The following is a 15,900-nucleotide window of genomic DNA, read 5'->3' as shown; positions in this document are numbered from 1 at the left end:
CATAAACCCTGGCCAGGATTGATCACGCCTGGCCACGAGCCCGTTCAAGGATTGTTTTCATGTCCCTGACCGCTTCTTTAAGACCGCAGAATACTGCTCTGGCAATAATAGCGTGTCCAATATTCAGCTCATTGATTCCGGGGATGGCTGCAACCCGCTCAGTGTTGTGATAGTGCAGACCGTGGCCAGCGTTCACAATCAGCCCTTTCTGGCGCGCATAAGCCACCGCATCGGCAAGAACCCCGAATGCCGCATCTTCCGCTTCTGCACCAACAGCATCAGCATACTCTCCTGTATGGAGCTCGATAACCGGGGCACCACAGCGCACCGCAGCATCAATCTGAGTTCGATCCGGGTCAATAAACAGGGAAACTTCCGCACCAAGCCTGGCCAACCGTTCACAGGCGCTGGCAACACGCTCTTCCTGACCCACTACATCCAGACCACCTTCGGTCGTCAGCTCTTCCCGTTTTTCAGGAACCAGGCAAACGCACTCAGGCAGGACTCGCGCAGCGAAATCGAGCATGGAGTCAGTGACCGCCATTTCAAGATTCATTTTCGTCTGAAGCACTTCTTTCAGTAGCAATACATCACGATCCTGGATATGACGCCGATCTTCCCTGGGGTGAACCGTTATACCGTCAGCGCCGGCTTCCTCTGCCATAAGAGCGGCCTGAACAGGATCGGGATAACGCGTCCCTCTGGCCTCACGTAATGTGGCAATGTGGTCAATATTGACACCAAACAATACTCTAGGATTCATGTCATTTTCCCTTGGGATGGCTGAAAAGACTGCGGCTGTTCAATGGGCGCCCCTGCAACAGGTAATCTGTCAGTACGCGCATAACCCGCTTTGAGACCCGTCGGCTTGCAGCCGTCTCGTAATCCCCCCCGGCAAGCGCAAGCAAGGCCTCGCCCGGCAGATTCTGCAGCCGCACACCCTCAGAGACTCCAGCGACAATACCCTGCTCGGGATCGTAGCAGTAGGTGTGGGTTGCACGGATGGCCTGTCCTGTATCTGTGGCAAGATCCCAGGCAAAGTCGTAACCCAGGGCGGCAGAAAAAACCTGCTCGAACCTCCGCAACACCGGCTCCACGTCAGACGTATCAGCAAGCAATGCAAGAGTCTCGATATACGCCGCAAACAACGTTGGATAGGGGTCTGACTGGGGCAATATCCGTTGTATAAGCTCATTCAGATACAACCCGCTATATAGAGACACGGTGCTGCGCAATGCAGGGCCATCCCGGACATCTACCTGAGTCAGAGTTTTAAGGTCGCCGCGCCCGACCCAGCTCAACAACAGAGGCTGAAAAGGCTGAAGCTGGGCTTTCAGTGGACTCTTGCTGCTACTGGCACCTTTGGCAATCACGCTCATACGACCGTGATTGAGGGTAAAAAGATCGACTATCAGGCTGGTTTCCCGCCAGGGTCGCCTATGTATCACATAAGCGGGTTCTTGCTGCTGCGCTTCTCTTATCATAGTGCCTCAGGGGGCGGGAGCAGCCTCAGAGGTCGTTCATACCCAGGCTTTTCAGCGCTCGGTCACTGTCCGCCCAACCGCGCTTCACCTTTACCCACAGTCTCAGCATGACTTTCGTATCAAACATACGCTCCATATCAGCTCTGGCGTCCTGACCTATGCTACGCAGCCTCTCACCTTTGTCGCCGATCATGATTTTCTTCTGACCCTCACGTTCCACAAGGATCAATGCAGATATATGCAGGGTTTTGCCGTCGCGTTTAAATTCTTCAATTTCTACCGCAACGGAGTATGGCAACTCCGCCCCGAGCTGGCGGGTAATTTTCTCTCGCACCATTTCTGACGCCAGAAAGCGCTCGCTTCGGTCTGTTATCTGATCGTCGGGATAGAAGTGGACGCTTTCAGGCAGGAAACGGCCAACCGCTTCCTCCAGAGGCTTCAGGTTGGTTTCCTGCAAAGCAGATATGGGAATAATTTCGGCAAATTCGCGCTTTCTGGAAAGCATATCCAGATGCGGCAGCAGGTTTTCCCTTTTTTCAATCCGGTCTACTTTGTTTATAGCCAGAATAACCGGACACGTGAGTTTACTCAGCTTTTCCAGCACCATTTCATCAGCGGTAGTCCAGGCAGTCTGATCAACCACAAACACCACTACATCCACGTCAATCAAAGCAGAAGTGGCGGCCTTGTTCATATACCGGTTTATTGCTCTGGGCTCTTCCTGGTGCATGCCAGGCGTGTCCACATAAACGGCCTGCACCGGGCCCAGGGTTTTGATGCCCAGAACCTGGTGGCGCGTGGTTTGTGGCTTGCGGGATGTAATGCTGAGCTTCTGGCCCAGAATATGATTCAGTAACGTCGACTTGCCAACATTGGGACGACCAACAATGGCTACAAAGCCACAACGGCTATCGGGATTCTCAGGACGGGTAATGTCGTTCATCAGGGTGTCTCCACGCCGAGTTGTTTCAGCGCACTGCGTGCCGCTTCCTGTTCTGCCACGCGACGACTGCTGCCGATGCCATTGGTTGTCCGGCCCAGGGAAGACAAGACACAGGACACGTGAAACGTCTGATTATGAGCTTCACCGTCCACAGAAATAACTTCGTATCTGGGCAAGGGAAACTGTCGGGACTGAAGATACTCCTGCAAACGGGTCTTGGGATCTTTCTGGGTATCCTGAAGGTCCAGCTGTTTCAGCCTGCCCTCAAACCAGCGCAGTATCTGTTCTCGGCAGGTGTCAAAATCGCTGTCGAGATAGATGGCACCGATAATCGATTCCACCGCATCTGCAAGAATGGATTCACGGCGGAAACCACCGCTTTTCAGCTCCCCAGAACCCAGGCGCAAATAGCTGCCTAACTGGAATTCGCGACCAATCTCGGCCAGAGTAACGCCCTTGACCATTCGGGCCCGCAAACGGCTCAACTGGCCTTCCCGGGCCTTCTCGAAGTTCAGGAACAGATACTCAGCAATAACCATATTGACAATGGAGTCGCCGAGAAATTCCAGTCGCTCGTTATTCTGGTTGCCATAACTCCGATGGGTAAGCGCCAGCAAAAGCCGCTCGGGCGACTTGAACTGATAGCCGAGACAGCGCTGTAACTGATCAAGGTCCGGCTGTGAACTCACTTGCCCTTCATCTCGTATCTGTGCTGGAAGTGAACAACGGTATCCACATTGCGGAAGATGTTGTTACGCACTTCATAATCCACATTGATTACGACCAGCTCACCGTCTTTTTCGACCGTAATATCCTTGGCATCAAAACCCCGGATATTATTTACGCTCAGTCGCTTGTTCATCAGCGTACGGATCTGGGCCGGACCCATACGGGACAACCCCTCAGTACCATCCAGACCTTCCAGAGCCTCCTGAATGGTCAGGTCGTCCATGTACGCAGGCCCAATTTTGATAACCAGCGTCAACAAACTACCAAAAAACAACACCATGACCAGAATAACCAGCGCCGAAGCACCACCCTGACGGCTCATGGCAGATAGATTATTTTTTTTCATTACAACTGAACTCCAGAATAGTCAGAATTATTCAATGCTGCCCACACGTTTGAAGGATGGCAGACTGGTAAAGGATTTCCAGTGCATCCAGATCGCAAAGGCCTTACCCACAACCAGATCATCCGGAACCGTACCCCAGTACCGGCTATCGTTACTGTTGTCACGGTTGTCGCCCATGACAAAGTAGTGCCCTTCCGGCACCTGCCATTCACCTTCACCTGCGGTGCCAGGACGCCCCATGGTCAGGAAAATGTCATGTTCCACCGTTCCAAGATCTTCCCTGCGCACTTCTACCGGAGGCAACCGCACAACAAACTCGCTGTCAATCTGCTGTCCATTGATAAACAGCTGTTTGTCACGATAGCGCACCGTATCCCCGGGAAGGCCAATCACGCGCTTGATGTAGTTGGTTTCGCCGTCCTTGGGATAACGAAATACCATTACATCGCCTCTTTCAGGATCCCCGATTTCCAGGACCTTGGTTCCGGCAACCGGCAAACGCAGGCCATAGGCATACTTGTTGACCAGAATAAAATCGCCTACTTCGAGAGTTGGCAACATGGAACCTGAAGGAATCTGGAAAGGTTCTACCAGGAACGACCTGAGTACCAGAACAATCGCCAGCACCGGGAAAAATGAACGGCTCAGATCGACCAGATAGGGCTCTTTCGGCTCCTCCTCATCATGAGTCGCGTCCTCAGTGGACGCCGCCTCGCGACGCTTACGCCAGAACAGTATATCTGCCAGCCAGACAAACCCTGACACGAACGTCAGAACGACCAGAACCAGTGGAAAATCAATATCCATCCAGATGCCTTTTAATTATCGACTTTCAATACGGCAAGAAACGCTTCCTGAGGCACCTCGACATTACCCAGCTGCTTCATGCGCTTCTTGCCTTCCTTCTGCTTCTGGAGCAGCTTTTTCTTACGACTGACATCTCCGCCGTAACATTTTGCAGTTACGTTTTTGCGCAGCGCCTTGACACTGACTCTCGACACAATCTGGCTTCCAATGGCGGCCTGGATTGCAATGTCAAACATCTGCCGGGGAATCAGTTCTTTCATTTTCTCTACAAGCTGACGACCTTTGTACATCGCCTGCTCTTTATGCACAATCAGCGCCAGTGCGTCTACGCGTTCACCATTGATAAGCACATCAAGGCGCACAAGGTTCGCTTGCTGAAAACGAACAAAGTGGTAATCCAGTGAGGCAAACCCGCGACTGGCCGACTTGATACGATCAAAGAAGTCCAGAACCACCTCTGCCATCGGCAGTTCATAGGTCAACTGAACCTGATTGGTCGTAAAATGCATATTTTTCTGAATTCCGCGCTTCTCTTCACACAAAGCAATCACATTTCCCAGGTGTTCCTGGGGAACCAGTATGTTTGCTTCGACAATCGGCTCGCGCATTTCCTCAATGGAGCCAATATCCGGCAACTTTGAAGGGCTGTCCACCGACAAAGTCTCGCCCTGGCGATTCAGAACTTCATATATAACCGTCGGAGCCGTGGTAATCAGATTGATATCGTATTCACGTTCCAACCGCTCCTGAATGATTTCCATGTGCAGCATGCCCAGGAAACCACAACGGAACCCGAAGCCCAGGGCGTCAGAACTTTCCGGCTCGTAAAACAGTGACGCATCGTTCAGCGTCAGCTTTTCCAGCGCGTCCCGGAAATCGTTGTAGTCATCAGCGCTGACAGGAAACAGACCGGCATAAACCTGTGGCTGAACCTTCTTGAACCCCGGCAGCATCGGCGTTTCCGCAGCAAATTTGTGATGCACAATAGTGTCACCGACCGGGGCGCCGTGTATGTCCTTGATACCGGCAACTACAAAACCAACATCACCGGCTTCCAGGATGTCTGTATCGTATGGCTTGGGGTTAAAAATCCCCACTTTGTCCGCACTCCAGGCTTTACCCGTGGATTTGATTACGATCTTGTCGCCTTTTTTCATAATGCCCTGAGTAACCCGGACAAGAGAGACAACACCCAGATAATTATCGAACCACGAATCAATAATCAGTGCCTGCAGCGGCGCAGAACGGTCACCCTGAGGTGGAGGGATCTTCTGAATGAGGTCTTCCAGAACATCTTCAACACCTAAACCGCTCTTGGCGGAGCATCGCACGGCATCCGTAGCATCAATACCAATAATATCTTCGATTTCCGCAGCAACCCGCTCAGGTTCAGCCTGAGGCAAATCCATTTTGTTCAGAACCGGGACCACTTCCAGGCCTTGCTCAATCGCGGTATAGCAGTTGGCTACAGACTGGGCTTCCACACCCTGACCAGCATCCACAACCAGCAGCGCACCTTCACAGGCATAGAGTGAGCGCGACACTTCATAGGAGAAATCCACGTGGCCTGGCGTATCAATAAAGTTCAGCTTATATACCTGACCATCCCGCGCAGTATAGTGAAGCGTAACGCTCTGGGCCTTGATGGTGATGCCCCGCTCCCGTTCCAGATCCATCGAATCCAGAACCTGTTCAGCCATTTCCCTATTGGTCAGGCCTCCGCAAACCTGGATAAAACGGTCCGCAAGCGTGGATTTTCCATGGTCAATGTGGGCGATAATCGAGAAATTACGGATTCGGCTCAGTTCAGTCACAGACAATGAATACTCATAATAATACGAAGGATTGAGTCCGGAGGTGCCACTAAAAACTGCCGGGATCCGGGACCGGCGTGATTTTACCGGTAACCGGCCGCCATTGCCATGATCAGGAAATAAGCGAGCGTTCGTACTGCCGGATAAGAAAACCAATCAGCGCGTCTTCGTCCAGCGCGTAGCTGAACAGGTTGCCCTGGCACTGGGTGCACCCTGCGGTCTTCAGGAAACTCAGCTGCTGCGGCGTCTCCACCCCCTCAGCCACAACTGTCAGGTGGAGTTTCTGAGCCAGCGCAATCACCGCAGATGCCACATCCGTCGCACTGACATTGTATGGGATATCACGAATAAACCGGTGGTCGATTTTAATAACATCAAGCGGAAGCTGCTGCAAAGCAACAAGGGAGCAGGATCCGGCTCCGAAATCGTCGAGGATCAGGCAGACACCAAGATCATTGAGCGATACTAGAAGCTCACGCAACATGCGGGGATCTTCATTCAACAGCTCAACCGGCATTTCCAGTTCCAGCTTCTCTGGTGAAACACCTGTCTCGGTAATTACCTGCCGGACCATATCGAGAAAGTGGGAGTCAGTGATTTGTCTTACCGACAGATTGACCGCCATTTTCAGGGTTTCGAAGCCAGCTCTTTCCAGAGCCTGAACCTGAATACAGGCCTGCCGCAATGCCATTTCACCGAGACGCACAATGAGCCCGGTCTCTTCGGCCAGGCCAATAAATTGTTGCGCAGATACCAGCCCTTTTTCAGGGTGATGCCAACGGAGGAAAGCCTCAACCCCGATTACCCGTTCAGTAATCAGGTCCACCTTTGGCTGGTAGTGCAGCACAAAACGTTCGCCATCAAGGGCGGTGGCGAGCTCTTCCTGCTGCAGGAGGCGGCGTGCAGCTTTGATATTCATGGCAGGAGTGAAGAACTGGTAGGTATTACGCCCCATTTCCTTGGCTCGATACATAGCCAGATCCGCATATTTCATCAAAGCACCGGGATCTTCGCTATCGTCAGGAATCATGGTGATACCGATACTGACCGTAATACCCACTTCATGGTCACCCAGACGAATACGCTGGCACAATCTGCGCAAAATGGTTTCCGCAACCCTGGAAGCAGCATCGGTACCACTGACTTGCGACAGCAACACAACAAACTCATCGCCACCAAGCCTTGCTACAGAATCTTCTTCCCGCACACAGGATTCAAGCCATTGCGCCACCTGACACAGGAGTTCGTCACCGGCATCATGACCAAGCGTATCGTTAATACGCTTGAACCCGTCAAGATCCAGGAACATCAAAGCTGCCGGCTCTCCGCTTCTGCGACTCCGCCGCACCACATTATCGAGACGGTCACGGAATAACTGACGGTTTGCCAGTCCAGTGAGAGGGTCGTAGAACGCAAGGCGGTGCAACTCGGACTGAGCCGCTTTCAATTGAGTCAGATCACGCAGGCTCAGCACTACACCGTTAACGCCAGGCACTGTAAGCATGGACGTATAGGTGCCTTCCATATCACGCCAGTTGTCGGATGCATCGCAGATCCGCGCCGGAATAACAGGCATCTGTTTGCCTGGCGCTTCGATTGCCGCATCAAAGCCCTGTCGCAACATGGGCCAATCATCTTCATGCACAAGGCTCTCTAGCGTAAGCCCCTGAACTTCATCCGGATCAAATCCCAGGATGTCATAGCTGGACGGACTGGCATAAAGCGGCGTACCGCCTTCATCCATAACCACCGTAACGTTAGCGGCACCCTCAGTGATAGCACGGTATCGCCCGGCCCCAATCTGTGCCATAAGGCGGGAATGAATCAGCACCAGCGCTACAGCGAAAAGCAAAAGACTTATGACAATACCACTTCCAAGCACGATCGATGGACGGGGATCCGACGACAAATAATCGAAGGCCGGAGTGGACCGCGTCTGTAACAACCAGTCGCGGCCACCATGGCTAACCGTCTGGCTCATTTCGAAACTGAACTCATTATCCAGCGAGCCGAGATTCGAGCCATACATCAGGTTCTCGCGGGCTACCAAGCCATTATCGTAGATGCGGACATCAAGAAACGGTGAAATCAGGCCTACGATGCCATCAAGGAGGTTGTTCATACGAAACGCACTGAACACGAAGCCTGCCAGCATCATTCGACGCTCGGCCCGGATATCCGGCACGACCCCTCCCTGATAAACAGGGTAATACATAAGAAAGCTGGCCTGCCCCTCTTCCAGTGCTTCCTGAACCAGAACCACTTTAGCCGTTACCGTTGGTAGTGCATCATCACGCGAGCGCTCCATCGCCTTGCGGTGAACAGGATCACTGAATGCATCATAACCCATTGCTTTCCGGTTACTTTCCGTTCCCGGTTCCAGATACACCATGGGGTAATAGAAAGGACCGCTTCCCAGCGGCTTTACCTGGTAGTTATGAACACCTTCAGCCCGCACAGAAGCAATGTGATCGGCCATATCACGAACACCGATACGTTCAACGTATCCGATGCCCTGGATGCCAGGGTAATAACGGTTAATGTCGACTTTGTGAACGTATTCCCGCCACTGATCACGGGAAACCTTACCCGCGACTGCAAATAGACCGGCACTGCCTGCCAGAACCTGCTCATAATTGAGCAGCCGCTCCTCGATGGCAGTTTTCAGTTGCAGCGACTGGGTACGGAACCGGGCTTCGGTGCGGTCTTCTACCATCCGGATGGAAAACTGCCACAACAGGATTGTTACGGCGATAGCCACGACCAGAAGCAACCATGCAATCCAGGAATTACGAAGCTTCAGAAGTTGCAGGAGGGGGAGGTCCTTTCTGATCATAATCTGGCGTGGTCCGGTCCGTGGCAGCTCTTGTTCTTTCGGAGCGGAGCAGTATAGCAAAAGCCCCCGGGTCTGTCGTTCTTAACATCACACCCAAGGGCCTTTTGCAACAATACTCTGCCTTTTCAGATAGCTACAATCAGGGTTTCATTACCAGATAGATAGCCCTGCCCTGACGCACTACACGAACAGAGACTGCCCGCCCTTCCGGCAGTGTTCTCACAACACTCCGGAAGTCCTCAACCGACGACACAGCTTTCCTGTTGATTTCGGTGATCACATCCCGTTCACGGATGCCCGCGTTATAGGCCGGGCCTCTGCTGACACCGGTCACCACAACGCCACCGGATACACCTATAGAGTCAGCCAGATCCGCCGGCAGAGGCTCAACTGACAAGCCCAACGGCGCTGTTGATGAGCCCCCACCAGATGCAGGCGCTTGCTGAGCTACACTTTCATCCGGAAGCTGGCCGATTTCCACATCCAGCGTAATTTCCTTTCCACCCCGAAGAACTGTAAGACGGGCGGTCTCGCCTACTGGCGTGCGACCTACCATGGGTGGCAGGTCTGACGAGAGCTGAATGTCATCGCCATCGTATTCAAGAACGATATCACCAGACTGCAGACCACCAGCCTCAGCCGGCGAACCGGCCATTACTTCGGCAATCAGTGCACCTCTCGGACGTTTTAACCCGAACGACTCCGCCAGATCACGGTTCACTTCCTGGATCAGCACACCCAGCCAGCCACGGGAAACAACACCCTTGTCGCGGATCTGGCGAAATACACTCATGGCATCATCAATAGGGATCGCAAACGAAACCCCCATAAAACCACCGGAACGAGTGTAAATCTGCGAATTGATACCAATAACTTCACCGTCAAGATTGAACAGCGGGCCACCGGAGTTCCCCGGGTTAATTGCAACATCCGTCTGAATAAACGGCACATAGTTTTCTGAGGGCAGTGAACGGCCCAGCGCACTGACAATGCCTGCCGTAACCGTGTAGTCAAAACCAAAAGGTGAGCCTATCGCGAACACCCACTCACCAACTTTTAGATTTTTGGAACTGCCGGTCTTCACAACAGGCAAATCATCCCCGTTCTCGATTTTCAAAACGGCCATGTCCGATCGGGGGTCTGTACCAACCAGAGTTGCCGGCAGTTCACGGCGATCATTGAGCCGTACGATAATCTCATCAGCGCCTTCAACCACATGATTATTGGTCAACACATAACCGTCAGCTGACACAATAAAGCCCGACCCCATGGAGCGTCGCGGCTGAGCGTTGCCTGGCGATCCGCCAAAGGGAGACTGGTAGCCACGGAAGAAATCCTGAAAAAACTCAGGCAACTGGTCGAGCTGCCGCTCATCAAAAGGCAGACCTTGAAAACGTGTATTCCCGGTACTGGGGTTGCTGGTGGTACTGATGTTCACCACCGCATCTGCGTTTTCCTCAACCAGGTCGGTAAAATCAGGCAACCCCCGGGCGAACCCAGACTGACTCCAGGTCGTTATCAGAATAGCGACCAGCATCAGCAGCAAATAAGCCGGCACCCTCTGAGTGAGTGATGCCGGGGAAAACCGGGTAATCGCTGTTGTCGTTCTCAGCATGTCAGAATCCCCTGAATATCATGTTAACGAGTCTGGAGGAGAAACCACTCCGGCCGGAATACGGTTAACCCGAAGCAGCATCGGCTCATAGTTGCCGGTATTCCGGCACTGTATTTGTCGACTTGCCAGAAAGCCTGAGGCAAGACCTGCAACAGCTCCCGACATAGCCGCAAAATCACTGCCGCCGGACAGGTAGTGCCCGAGCACACTGGCAACCACCATAAGCAGCAAAGGAAGTGCATATACCAGTAACGAAGCGCCAAGAAGTGCACCTTCATCAATACCAAGCGTCACTTCTTCGCCAACCCTGGCATTCACTGAATTAACAACCAGAACCTGATTGGCCCTGCCACCGGAGGCCGAAGCCAGCACCTTCTGCCCGCAGCCATTACGTGCGGCGCAGCTCTGGCAGGCACTGGTACGAATTGTCTGAACCCAGGCGTGCTCACCAGTAACAGCAACGACTTTTCCGGTTTCGGTAATCACAGATCACCGGCTCCCAGAGCAAAAGCTTTACCTACCTGCACTGAATCGGCGACCTGGCGAGCTGTCACTGGAGGTATTTCACCCACAACAGTTACCCGGAATACGCGGTTTTCGCTATGCAGGTTACGCATGTAAATAGTTGTCGCGCCAACACGAGAGGCACCCGTAGGCATATTGACCCGCCCTGCGGACTCGACAAATACAGAGAAGGCCGCCAGCCCGTCAGAAAAAGCAACCGCCTGCCCCCGGCCTGAAACCGGTGCAGCAGCTGGCTCAAAACCTTCCGGGCGCCAGGTGAGACTCCACCCCTGCATGCGCGGTGTTTTCCGATATTTATCCTGCGAATCTGAGTACTGGCCTGACTCGTTCAGAGTACGTGATATTTCACGCCCCTCGGTGCGAACCTCAAACTCGCTGTCAGCAATGTCGTCCGTAATCTCAAGGCTGGTGAACTGAAAATGCTCCAACACCTCGCCGCCGGATGAACGCACGTGGCTTTTTACCAGAAGACCGGTAGATTTTTCCAGCCACAAACGGTGACTGTATCGATTCTGGTCTTTGGCTGTGAGCGCAACTGCAACCACATCATATCCGGCAATACGGTCTTCTCCCTTGAGTTCGGCACTGTACCAGCGACTCAGGGGAGTAAGCTGACTGGTAAACGCTTCTGCAAAGGGACCTGAAGGAATAATCTGGTCAAGCTTTACCCTGCCCTGTTCCGGAAGCACACAGACCACGTTCATACCCCTGCGGACAATCTCCCCACTGCCTCCGTCCTGCAACACCAGGCGCTCTTCCACAATGCCATTGTGATATCTGTGGGCAATCTGCATGGAATGCACACTGGAACCCCGGGCATATACAAATACGCCACGATAGGAGGTCATATTAAGGGCGGGCCCCAGCCGTTCAAGCCAATAGACAGCTGATTTATCGCCAGCAACCGCAGATGCGGACATGACCATCAACAGCAACAATGCGAGGAGCCAGCGCAATGACAGATCTACCGGACTCAGGCCGAAATACCGGACTTTGCTCATGAACACCCTCATTACTTGATATCAGTAACCGTCATTAGCGCTGACGAGGCGGGCATAGCCCACCGAGCCCTGCCCTGCGCCTACACTGTTATGCTGAGCATGCTCCAGCAGGTATCGGCTCATGTACTCCCACTGCTCATCATCAAGCCCCTGCAAGGCAACTTCCTGAACCGGCGCATTTTCATCAGTAGTTACGGAACTTCCTGATTCAGCTCCGGGCCGTTTCGTTACAGAGGCTGAGGCCAGAGACTCGGGAGACGCTCCCCCGCCATCCCAGCCAGCACCAGCACCAAACCCTATGACCAATGCCACGGCAACCATGGCTACCGCAGGCCATTGCCAGCGCCGCGGCGCCTCACGACCCGGTGATGAAACCAGAGTTTTTGACCTACCACGACCATCCAGTTCGGCACGAACAGCCGCACTTACATCAACACCCTCAGCCGGTGCCTGGCCACGGTGCATCAAGTCGTGAATACCCTGCCACCGCTGCCACTGAGCACGGATGTCATCCTGATCCTCATGGGACAGCAGGCGCCGGACCGAAAGCTCATCGGCTTCGTCATCCATCATGGCAGACAATGTTTCTCTGAGACGATCATCCATAGGGTGCACCCTCAATTAGGTAACAGAATGATTGAGCAGAGGCCCAAGATACCTGTCAACGGCATCCCGGGCCCGAAAAATACGCGAACGCACTGTCCCGATGGGACATTCCAGAATCCGCGCAATGTCTTCATAACTAAGCCCATCATATTCCCTTAGCAGAAATGCCGACCGCAGCTCCTCTGGCAGGCTGGCGATAGCGTTACTCAACTCGGCCTGCAACTGGTCACGCTGAAGCAGACGCTCGGGCGAGGCAATATCGCGCAACCGCCGCCCACCATCAAAATTCTCGGCATCTGCCGAGTCGGCACTACCCTGAGGCCTGCGATTACGGGACTCGAGGTGATTTTTAGCTGTATTCACCGCAATACGATAAAGCCAGGTATAAAAAGCACTATCACCACGAAAGCGGTCTATGGCGCGATAGGCTTTGATAAACGTTTCCTGGGTAAGATCCATGACTTCCTGGCTATCGTAGACATACCGACCGATGATAGAAGCGACTCTTGACTGATATTTAACCACCAGAAGATCAAACGCGGCGCGATCCCCGTTCCGGACTTTGCGAACAAGTTGCAGATCTGTCTGGCTATCTGGTTGCTCAGCCTGTTTCTGGTCGTTATCGGGTGCCATGGACGATATGCCGGTACGCTCGAATTTCATGGCCAGCTTACCGGCCGATACGAGTTTCTGGTGGTTCATACTCACTGTCCGGCCCCCTTTATGGAAATGACGACTCAGCCTTTAAGGCAGGTCATCCATCAGCCGAAATAGACAGCAAGCGTAAAGTTTAGTTCAATACACCTCTACATTATGGCCCGCGATAACGACCCGATGCCACAATCCTATGAATACGATGTTCTTATTATCGGTAGCGGCGCTGCCGGCCTGACCGTTGCACTGAACCTTCCGCAACACCTGAAGGTGTGCGTTGTCAGTAAAGCAGCCATCAGCAGCGGTGCCACTCTCTGGGCTCAAGGCGGTATCGCCACAGTTCTGGATGACCAGGATTCCACCGAAAACCATGTGCAGGACACCCTCACGGCTGGGGGAGGCCTGTGCCATGAAGACGCCGTGCGCTTCACTGTGGAACACAGCAAAGAGAGCATAGAGTGGCTCATCAACACTGGTGTTGACTTTACCAGGGACACAGACGCTCAGCTTCACCTTACCCGAGAAGGCGGCCACAGCCATCGGCGCATCATCCATGCCGCTGATGCAACCGGGCATGCAGTGTCCACAACACTGACCGCACAGGCGCAAGCCCGCCCCAACATTGAGCTCATGTCAGGGCGAGTGGCGGTGGATCTGATAACCAACCGCAAGCTTGCACTACCAGGCAACCGGTGCGTTGGCGCCTATATACTGAATCTCGAAGATAACCATGTGGAGCTGTTCCAGGCACGCTTCACAGTCATTGCCACCGGCGGGGCCTCCAAAGCATACCGCTATACTACGAATCCGGACGGCGCCTCCGGTGACGGAATTGCCATGGCCTGGCGTGCTGGCTGCCGCGTTGCCAACATGGAGTTCAATCAGTTCCACCCTACGTGTCTGTACCACCCTCACGCCAAATCGTTCCTGATTTCCGAAGCAGTCCGGGGAGAAGGAGGATTGCTGAAACTGCCGGACGGCTCCCGGTTCATGGACAGCTTTGACAAGCGCGGAGAACTGGCTCCCCGGGATATAGTGGCCCGCGCCATAGACCACGAGATGAAACGACTGGGCGCAGATCATCTGTATCTGGATATAAGCCATAAACCGGCAGATTTCATCCGGCATCACTTCCCGACCATTTACGAGAAATGCCTTGAATTTGGCATCGACATTACCCGGGACCCCATTCCAGTAGTGCCGGCAGCCCATTATACCTGCGGCGGCATTGTCAGTGATCAACGGGCACGAACAGACATCAACCAGCTTTATGTTGTAGGTGAAGCTGCGTTTACAGGCCTTCACGGTGCCAACCGCATGGCCAGCAACTCATTACTTGAATGCCTGGTGTATGGCCGGGCAGCTGCCGCCGACATTACACGCAGGGAAGCAGACATCCCGAGGCCGCCTGAAGCTCCTGCATGGGACGAAAGCCAGGTACGAGACTCGGACGAAGACGTTGTGATCTCCCACAACTGGGACGAACTGCGTCACTTCATGTGGGACTACGTGGGCATAGTTCGCACCACGAAACGCCTGCAGAGAGCCAAACACCGGGTGGATCTGCTGTCCCGGGAAATCGGCGACTTTTACAGTAACTACAGGGTAACCAACGATCTTCTGGAACTCCGGAATCTGGTCACCGTCTCCGACCTTATCATCTGTGCTGCGATGCAACGCAAGGAAAGCCGGGGCCTTCACTACACTCTGGATTATCCGGGACTGCTTCCCGAAGCCCGTGATACTGTACTGGTACCCACAACTTACAGAACCCCTTCTCCCTAAAGAGACGGGCTAAAAGCGTAAACAAGAGAGCAACTATGCCAGATACCCAACCCCTACCGGATAACTCGGATTTCAACCGCCTCTGGTGGCATAGCCGCCGCGGCATGCTGGAACTCGACGTCCTGCTGATTCCATTTCTGGAAGAAGCCTACCGGGATTTGGACAAGGAAGACCAGGAACGCTACAAAAAGCTGCTGACCTGTGAAGATACCGATATGTTCGAGTGGTTCATGCAGCGCGGTCAGCCTGATGATCCAGATCTCCGACGCATCGTGGACATTATTCTTACCCGTGTCCAGCCAGATTGATCTGGAACTGTCACGCTGTGCCAGGGTCGGCTGCCTGGCCGCTGCACCCTGGGTAGTTGCCAGCCTGTTCCTGCTGGTTGCCGGCGCTTCCGGCCACAACTGGATGTATGCACTGGCCCCCTTAACCTTAACAGGGGCGATATTCCAGTACAGGCTGAATGGATTACTGAAAGGCCCGTCGGCCATTCTGGGCCTGTACCAGAAACAGGGCGCACTCTATGCGCGCCTTGGCAATGGGCAAACTGTGGCCGTAAGCGCCAGCACGTCAAGCCGTATATGCGCTAACGCCGCACTCTTGAAACTGCGCCCCCTTACATCCAGATATTCAACATACCCGGTTGTGTTACTCTCCGGGAAACGGATTACCGGTAACGTATCCGAAGATCAGTTTCGTCGACTGAGATTGTGGCTCCGACTGGGCCGCACTCAGCATTCATTTGAATAGCC

Annotated in this window: 16 protein-coding genes; 3 read left to right on the top strand and 13 right to left on the bottom strand. The window is 53.6% G+C overall.

The window, feature by feature from the left end; translation table 11 throughout:
• Positions 1-22: 22 nt before the first annotated feature.
• The 13 genes from pdxJ to rpoE all read right to left on the bottom strand — a co-directional run bounded on the left by pdxJ (position 23) and on the right by rpoE (position 13,339).
• On the bottom strand, positions 23-763 hold the full coding sequence (pdxJ, locus tag DS878_RS04485; protein WP_113814785.1) for a pyridoxine 5'-phosphate synthase: 741 nt from the start codon (positions 761-763) through the stop codon (positions 23-25).
• Position 764: 1 nt separating this feature from the next.
• Complete coding sequence (gene recO / locus DS878_RS04480) at positions 765-1,481, bottom strand: DNA repair protein RecO (RefSeq protein ID WP_113814870.1); 717 nt, start codon at positions 1,479-1,481, stop codon at positions 765-767.
• A gap of 28 nt (positions 1,482-1,509) precedes the next feature.
• Positions 1,510-2,427 carry a GTPase Era gene (era, locus tag DS878_RS04475; protein WP_113814784.1) on the bottom strand — a complete coding sequence of 306 codons (918 nt, stop codon included), beginning with the start codon at positions 2,425-2,427 and terminating at the stop codon, positions 1,510-1,512.
• Entirely contained in the window at positions 2,427-3,116 is a 690-nt protein-coding gene (gene rnc / locus DS878_RS04470; RefSeq protein ID WP_113814783.1) for a ribonuclease III, read from the bottom strand. The genes era and rnc overlap by 1 nt, the downstream gene beginning before the upstream one ends.
• Positions 3,113-3,502, bottom strand: coding sequence for a DUF4845 domain-containing protein (locus DS878_RS04465; RefSeq protein ID WP_113814782.1), 390 nt, complete (start codon positions 3,500-3,502; stop codon positions 3,113-3,115). The genes rnc and DS878_RS04465 overlap by 4 nt, the downstream gene beginning before the upstream one ends.
• Positions 3,503-3,529: 27 nt before the next feature.
• Positions 3,530-4,309, bottom strand: a complete 780-nt coding sequence (lepB, locus tag DS878_RS04460; RefSeq protein ID WP_113814781.1) for a signal peptidase I — start codon at positions 4,307-4,309, stop codon at positions 3,530-3,532.
• Between the two features lie 11 nt (positions 4,310-4,320).
• A complete protein-coding gene (lepA, locus tag DS878_RS04455; protein ID WP_113814869.1) occupies positions 4,321-6,123 on the bottom strand; it encodes a translation elongation factor 4 in 1,803 nt (600 codons plus the stop codon).
• Positions 6,124-6,235: 112 nt separating this feature from the next.
• Positions 6,236-8,959: an EAL domain-containing protein gene (locus DS878_RS04450; protein ID WP_261977587.1), complete on the bottom strand. Its 2,724-nt coding sequence runs from the start codon at positions 8,957-8,959 to the stop codon at positions 6,236-6,238.
• Between the two features lie 139 nt (positions 8,960-9,098).
• Entirely contained in the window at positions 9,099-10,496 is a 1,398-nt protein-coding gene (locus DS878_RS04445; protein WP_261977597.1) for a DegQ family serine endoprotease, read from the bottom strand.
• Between the two features lie 96 nt (positions 10,497-10,592).
• Positions 10,593-11,060: a SoxR reducing system RseC family protein gene (locus tag DS878_RS04440; protein ID WP_113814780.1), complete on the bottom strand. Its 468-nt coding sequence runs from the start codon at positions 11,058-11,060 to the stop codon at positions 10,593-10,595.
• Positions 11,057-12,100, bottom strand: a complete 1,044-nt coding sequence (locus DS878_RS04435; RefSeq protein ID WP_410003454.1) for a MucB/RseB C-terminal domain-containing protein — start codon at positions 12,098-12,100, stop codon at positions 11,057-11,059. Before DS878_RS04435 ends, DS878_RS04440 begins: the two co-directional genes overlap by 4 nt.
• 21 nt (positions 12,101-12,121) lie before the next feature.
• A complete protein-coding gene (locus tag DS878_RS04430) occupies positions 12,122-12,706 on the bottom strand; it encodes a sigma-E factor negative regulatory protein (protein WP_113814779.1) in 585 nt (194 codons plus the stop codon).
• Between the two features lie 15 nt (positions 12,707-12,721).
• Entirely contained in the window at positions 12,722-13,339 is a 618-nt protein-coding gene (rpoE, locus tag DS878_RS04425; RefSeq protein WP_261977596.1) for an RNA polymerase sigma factor RpoE, read from the bottom strand.
• 201 nt (positions 13,340-13,540) lie between these two features.
• Here rpoE and nadB point away from each other — a divergent pair, with 201 nt between their 5' ends.
• From nadB to DS878_RS04410, 3 genes are read left to right on the top strand one after another with little or no spacing between them, the layout of a single operon-like run.
• Positions 13,541-15,145 (top strand): L-aspartate oxidase, encoded by a 1,605-nt coding sequence (gene nadB, locus DS878_RS04420; RefSeq protein ID WP_187298738.1) that lies wholly within the window; start codon positions 13,541-13,543, stop codon positions 15,143-15,145.
• A gap of 35 nt (positions 15,146-15,180) precedes the next feature.
• Entirely contained in the window at positions 15,181-15,453 is a 273-nt protein-coding gene (locus DS878_RS04415; protein WP_113814776.1) for a succinate dehydrogenase assembly factor 2, read from the top strand.
• Positions 15,437-15,898: a hypothetical protein gene (locus DS878_RS04410; protein ID WP_113814775.1), complete on the top strand. Its 462-nt coding sequence runs from the start codon at positions 15,437-15,439 to the stop codon at positions 15,896-15,898. The genes DS878_RS04415 and DS878_RS04410 overlap by 17 nt, the downstream gene beginning before the upstream one ends.
• Positions 15,899-15,900 lie beyond the last annotated feature (2 nt).

Origin of the sequence: Marinobacter sp. F3R11 (assembly GCF_003318275.1) — a bacterium.
Classification (GTDB): Bacteria; Pseudomonadota; Gammaproteobacteria; order Pseudomonadales; family Oleiphilaceae; genus Marinobacter.
Note: the sequence above shows the minus strand (reverse complement) of the source record. Positions and strands in the feature narration are given on the sequence as shown.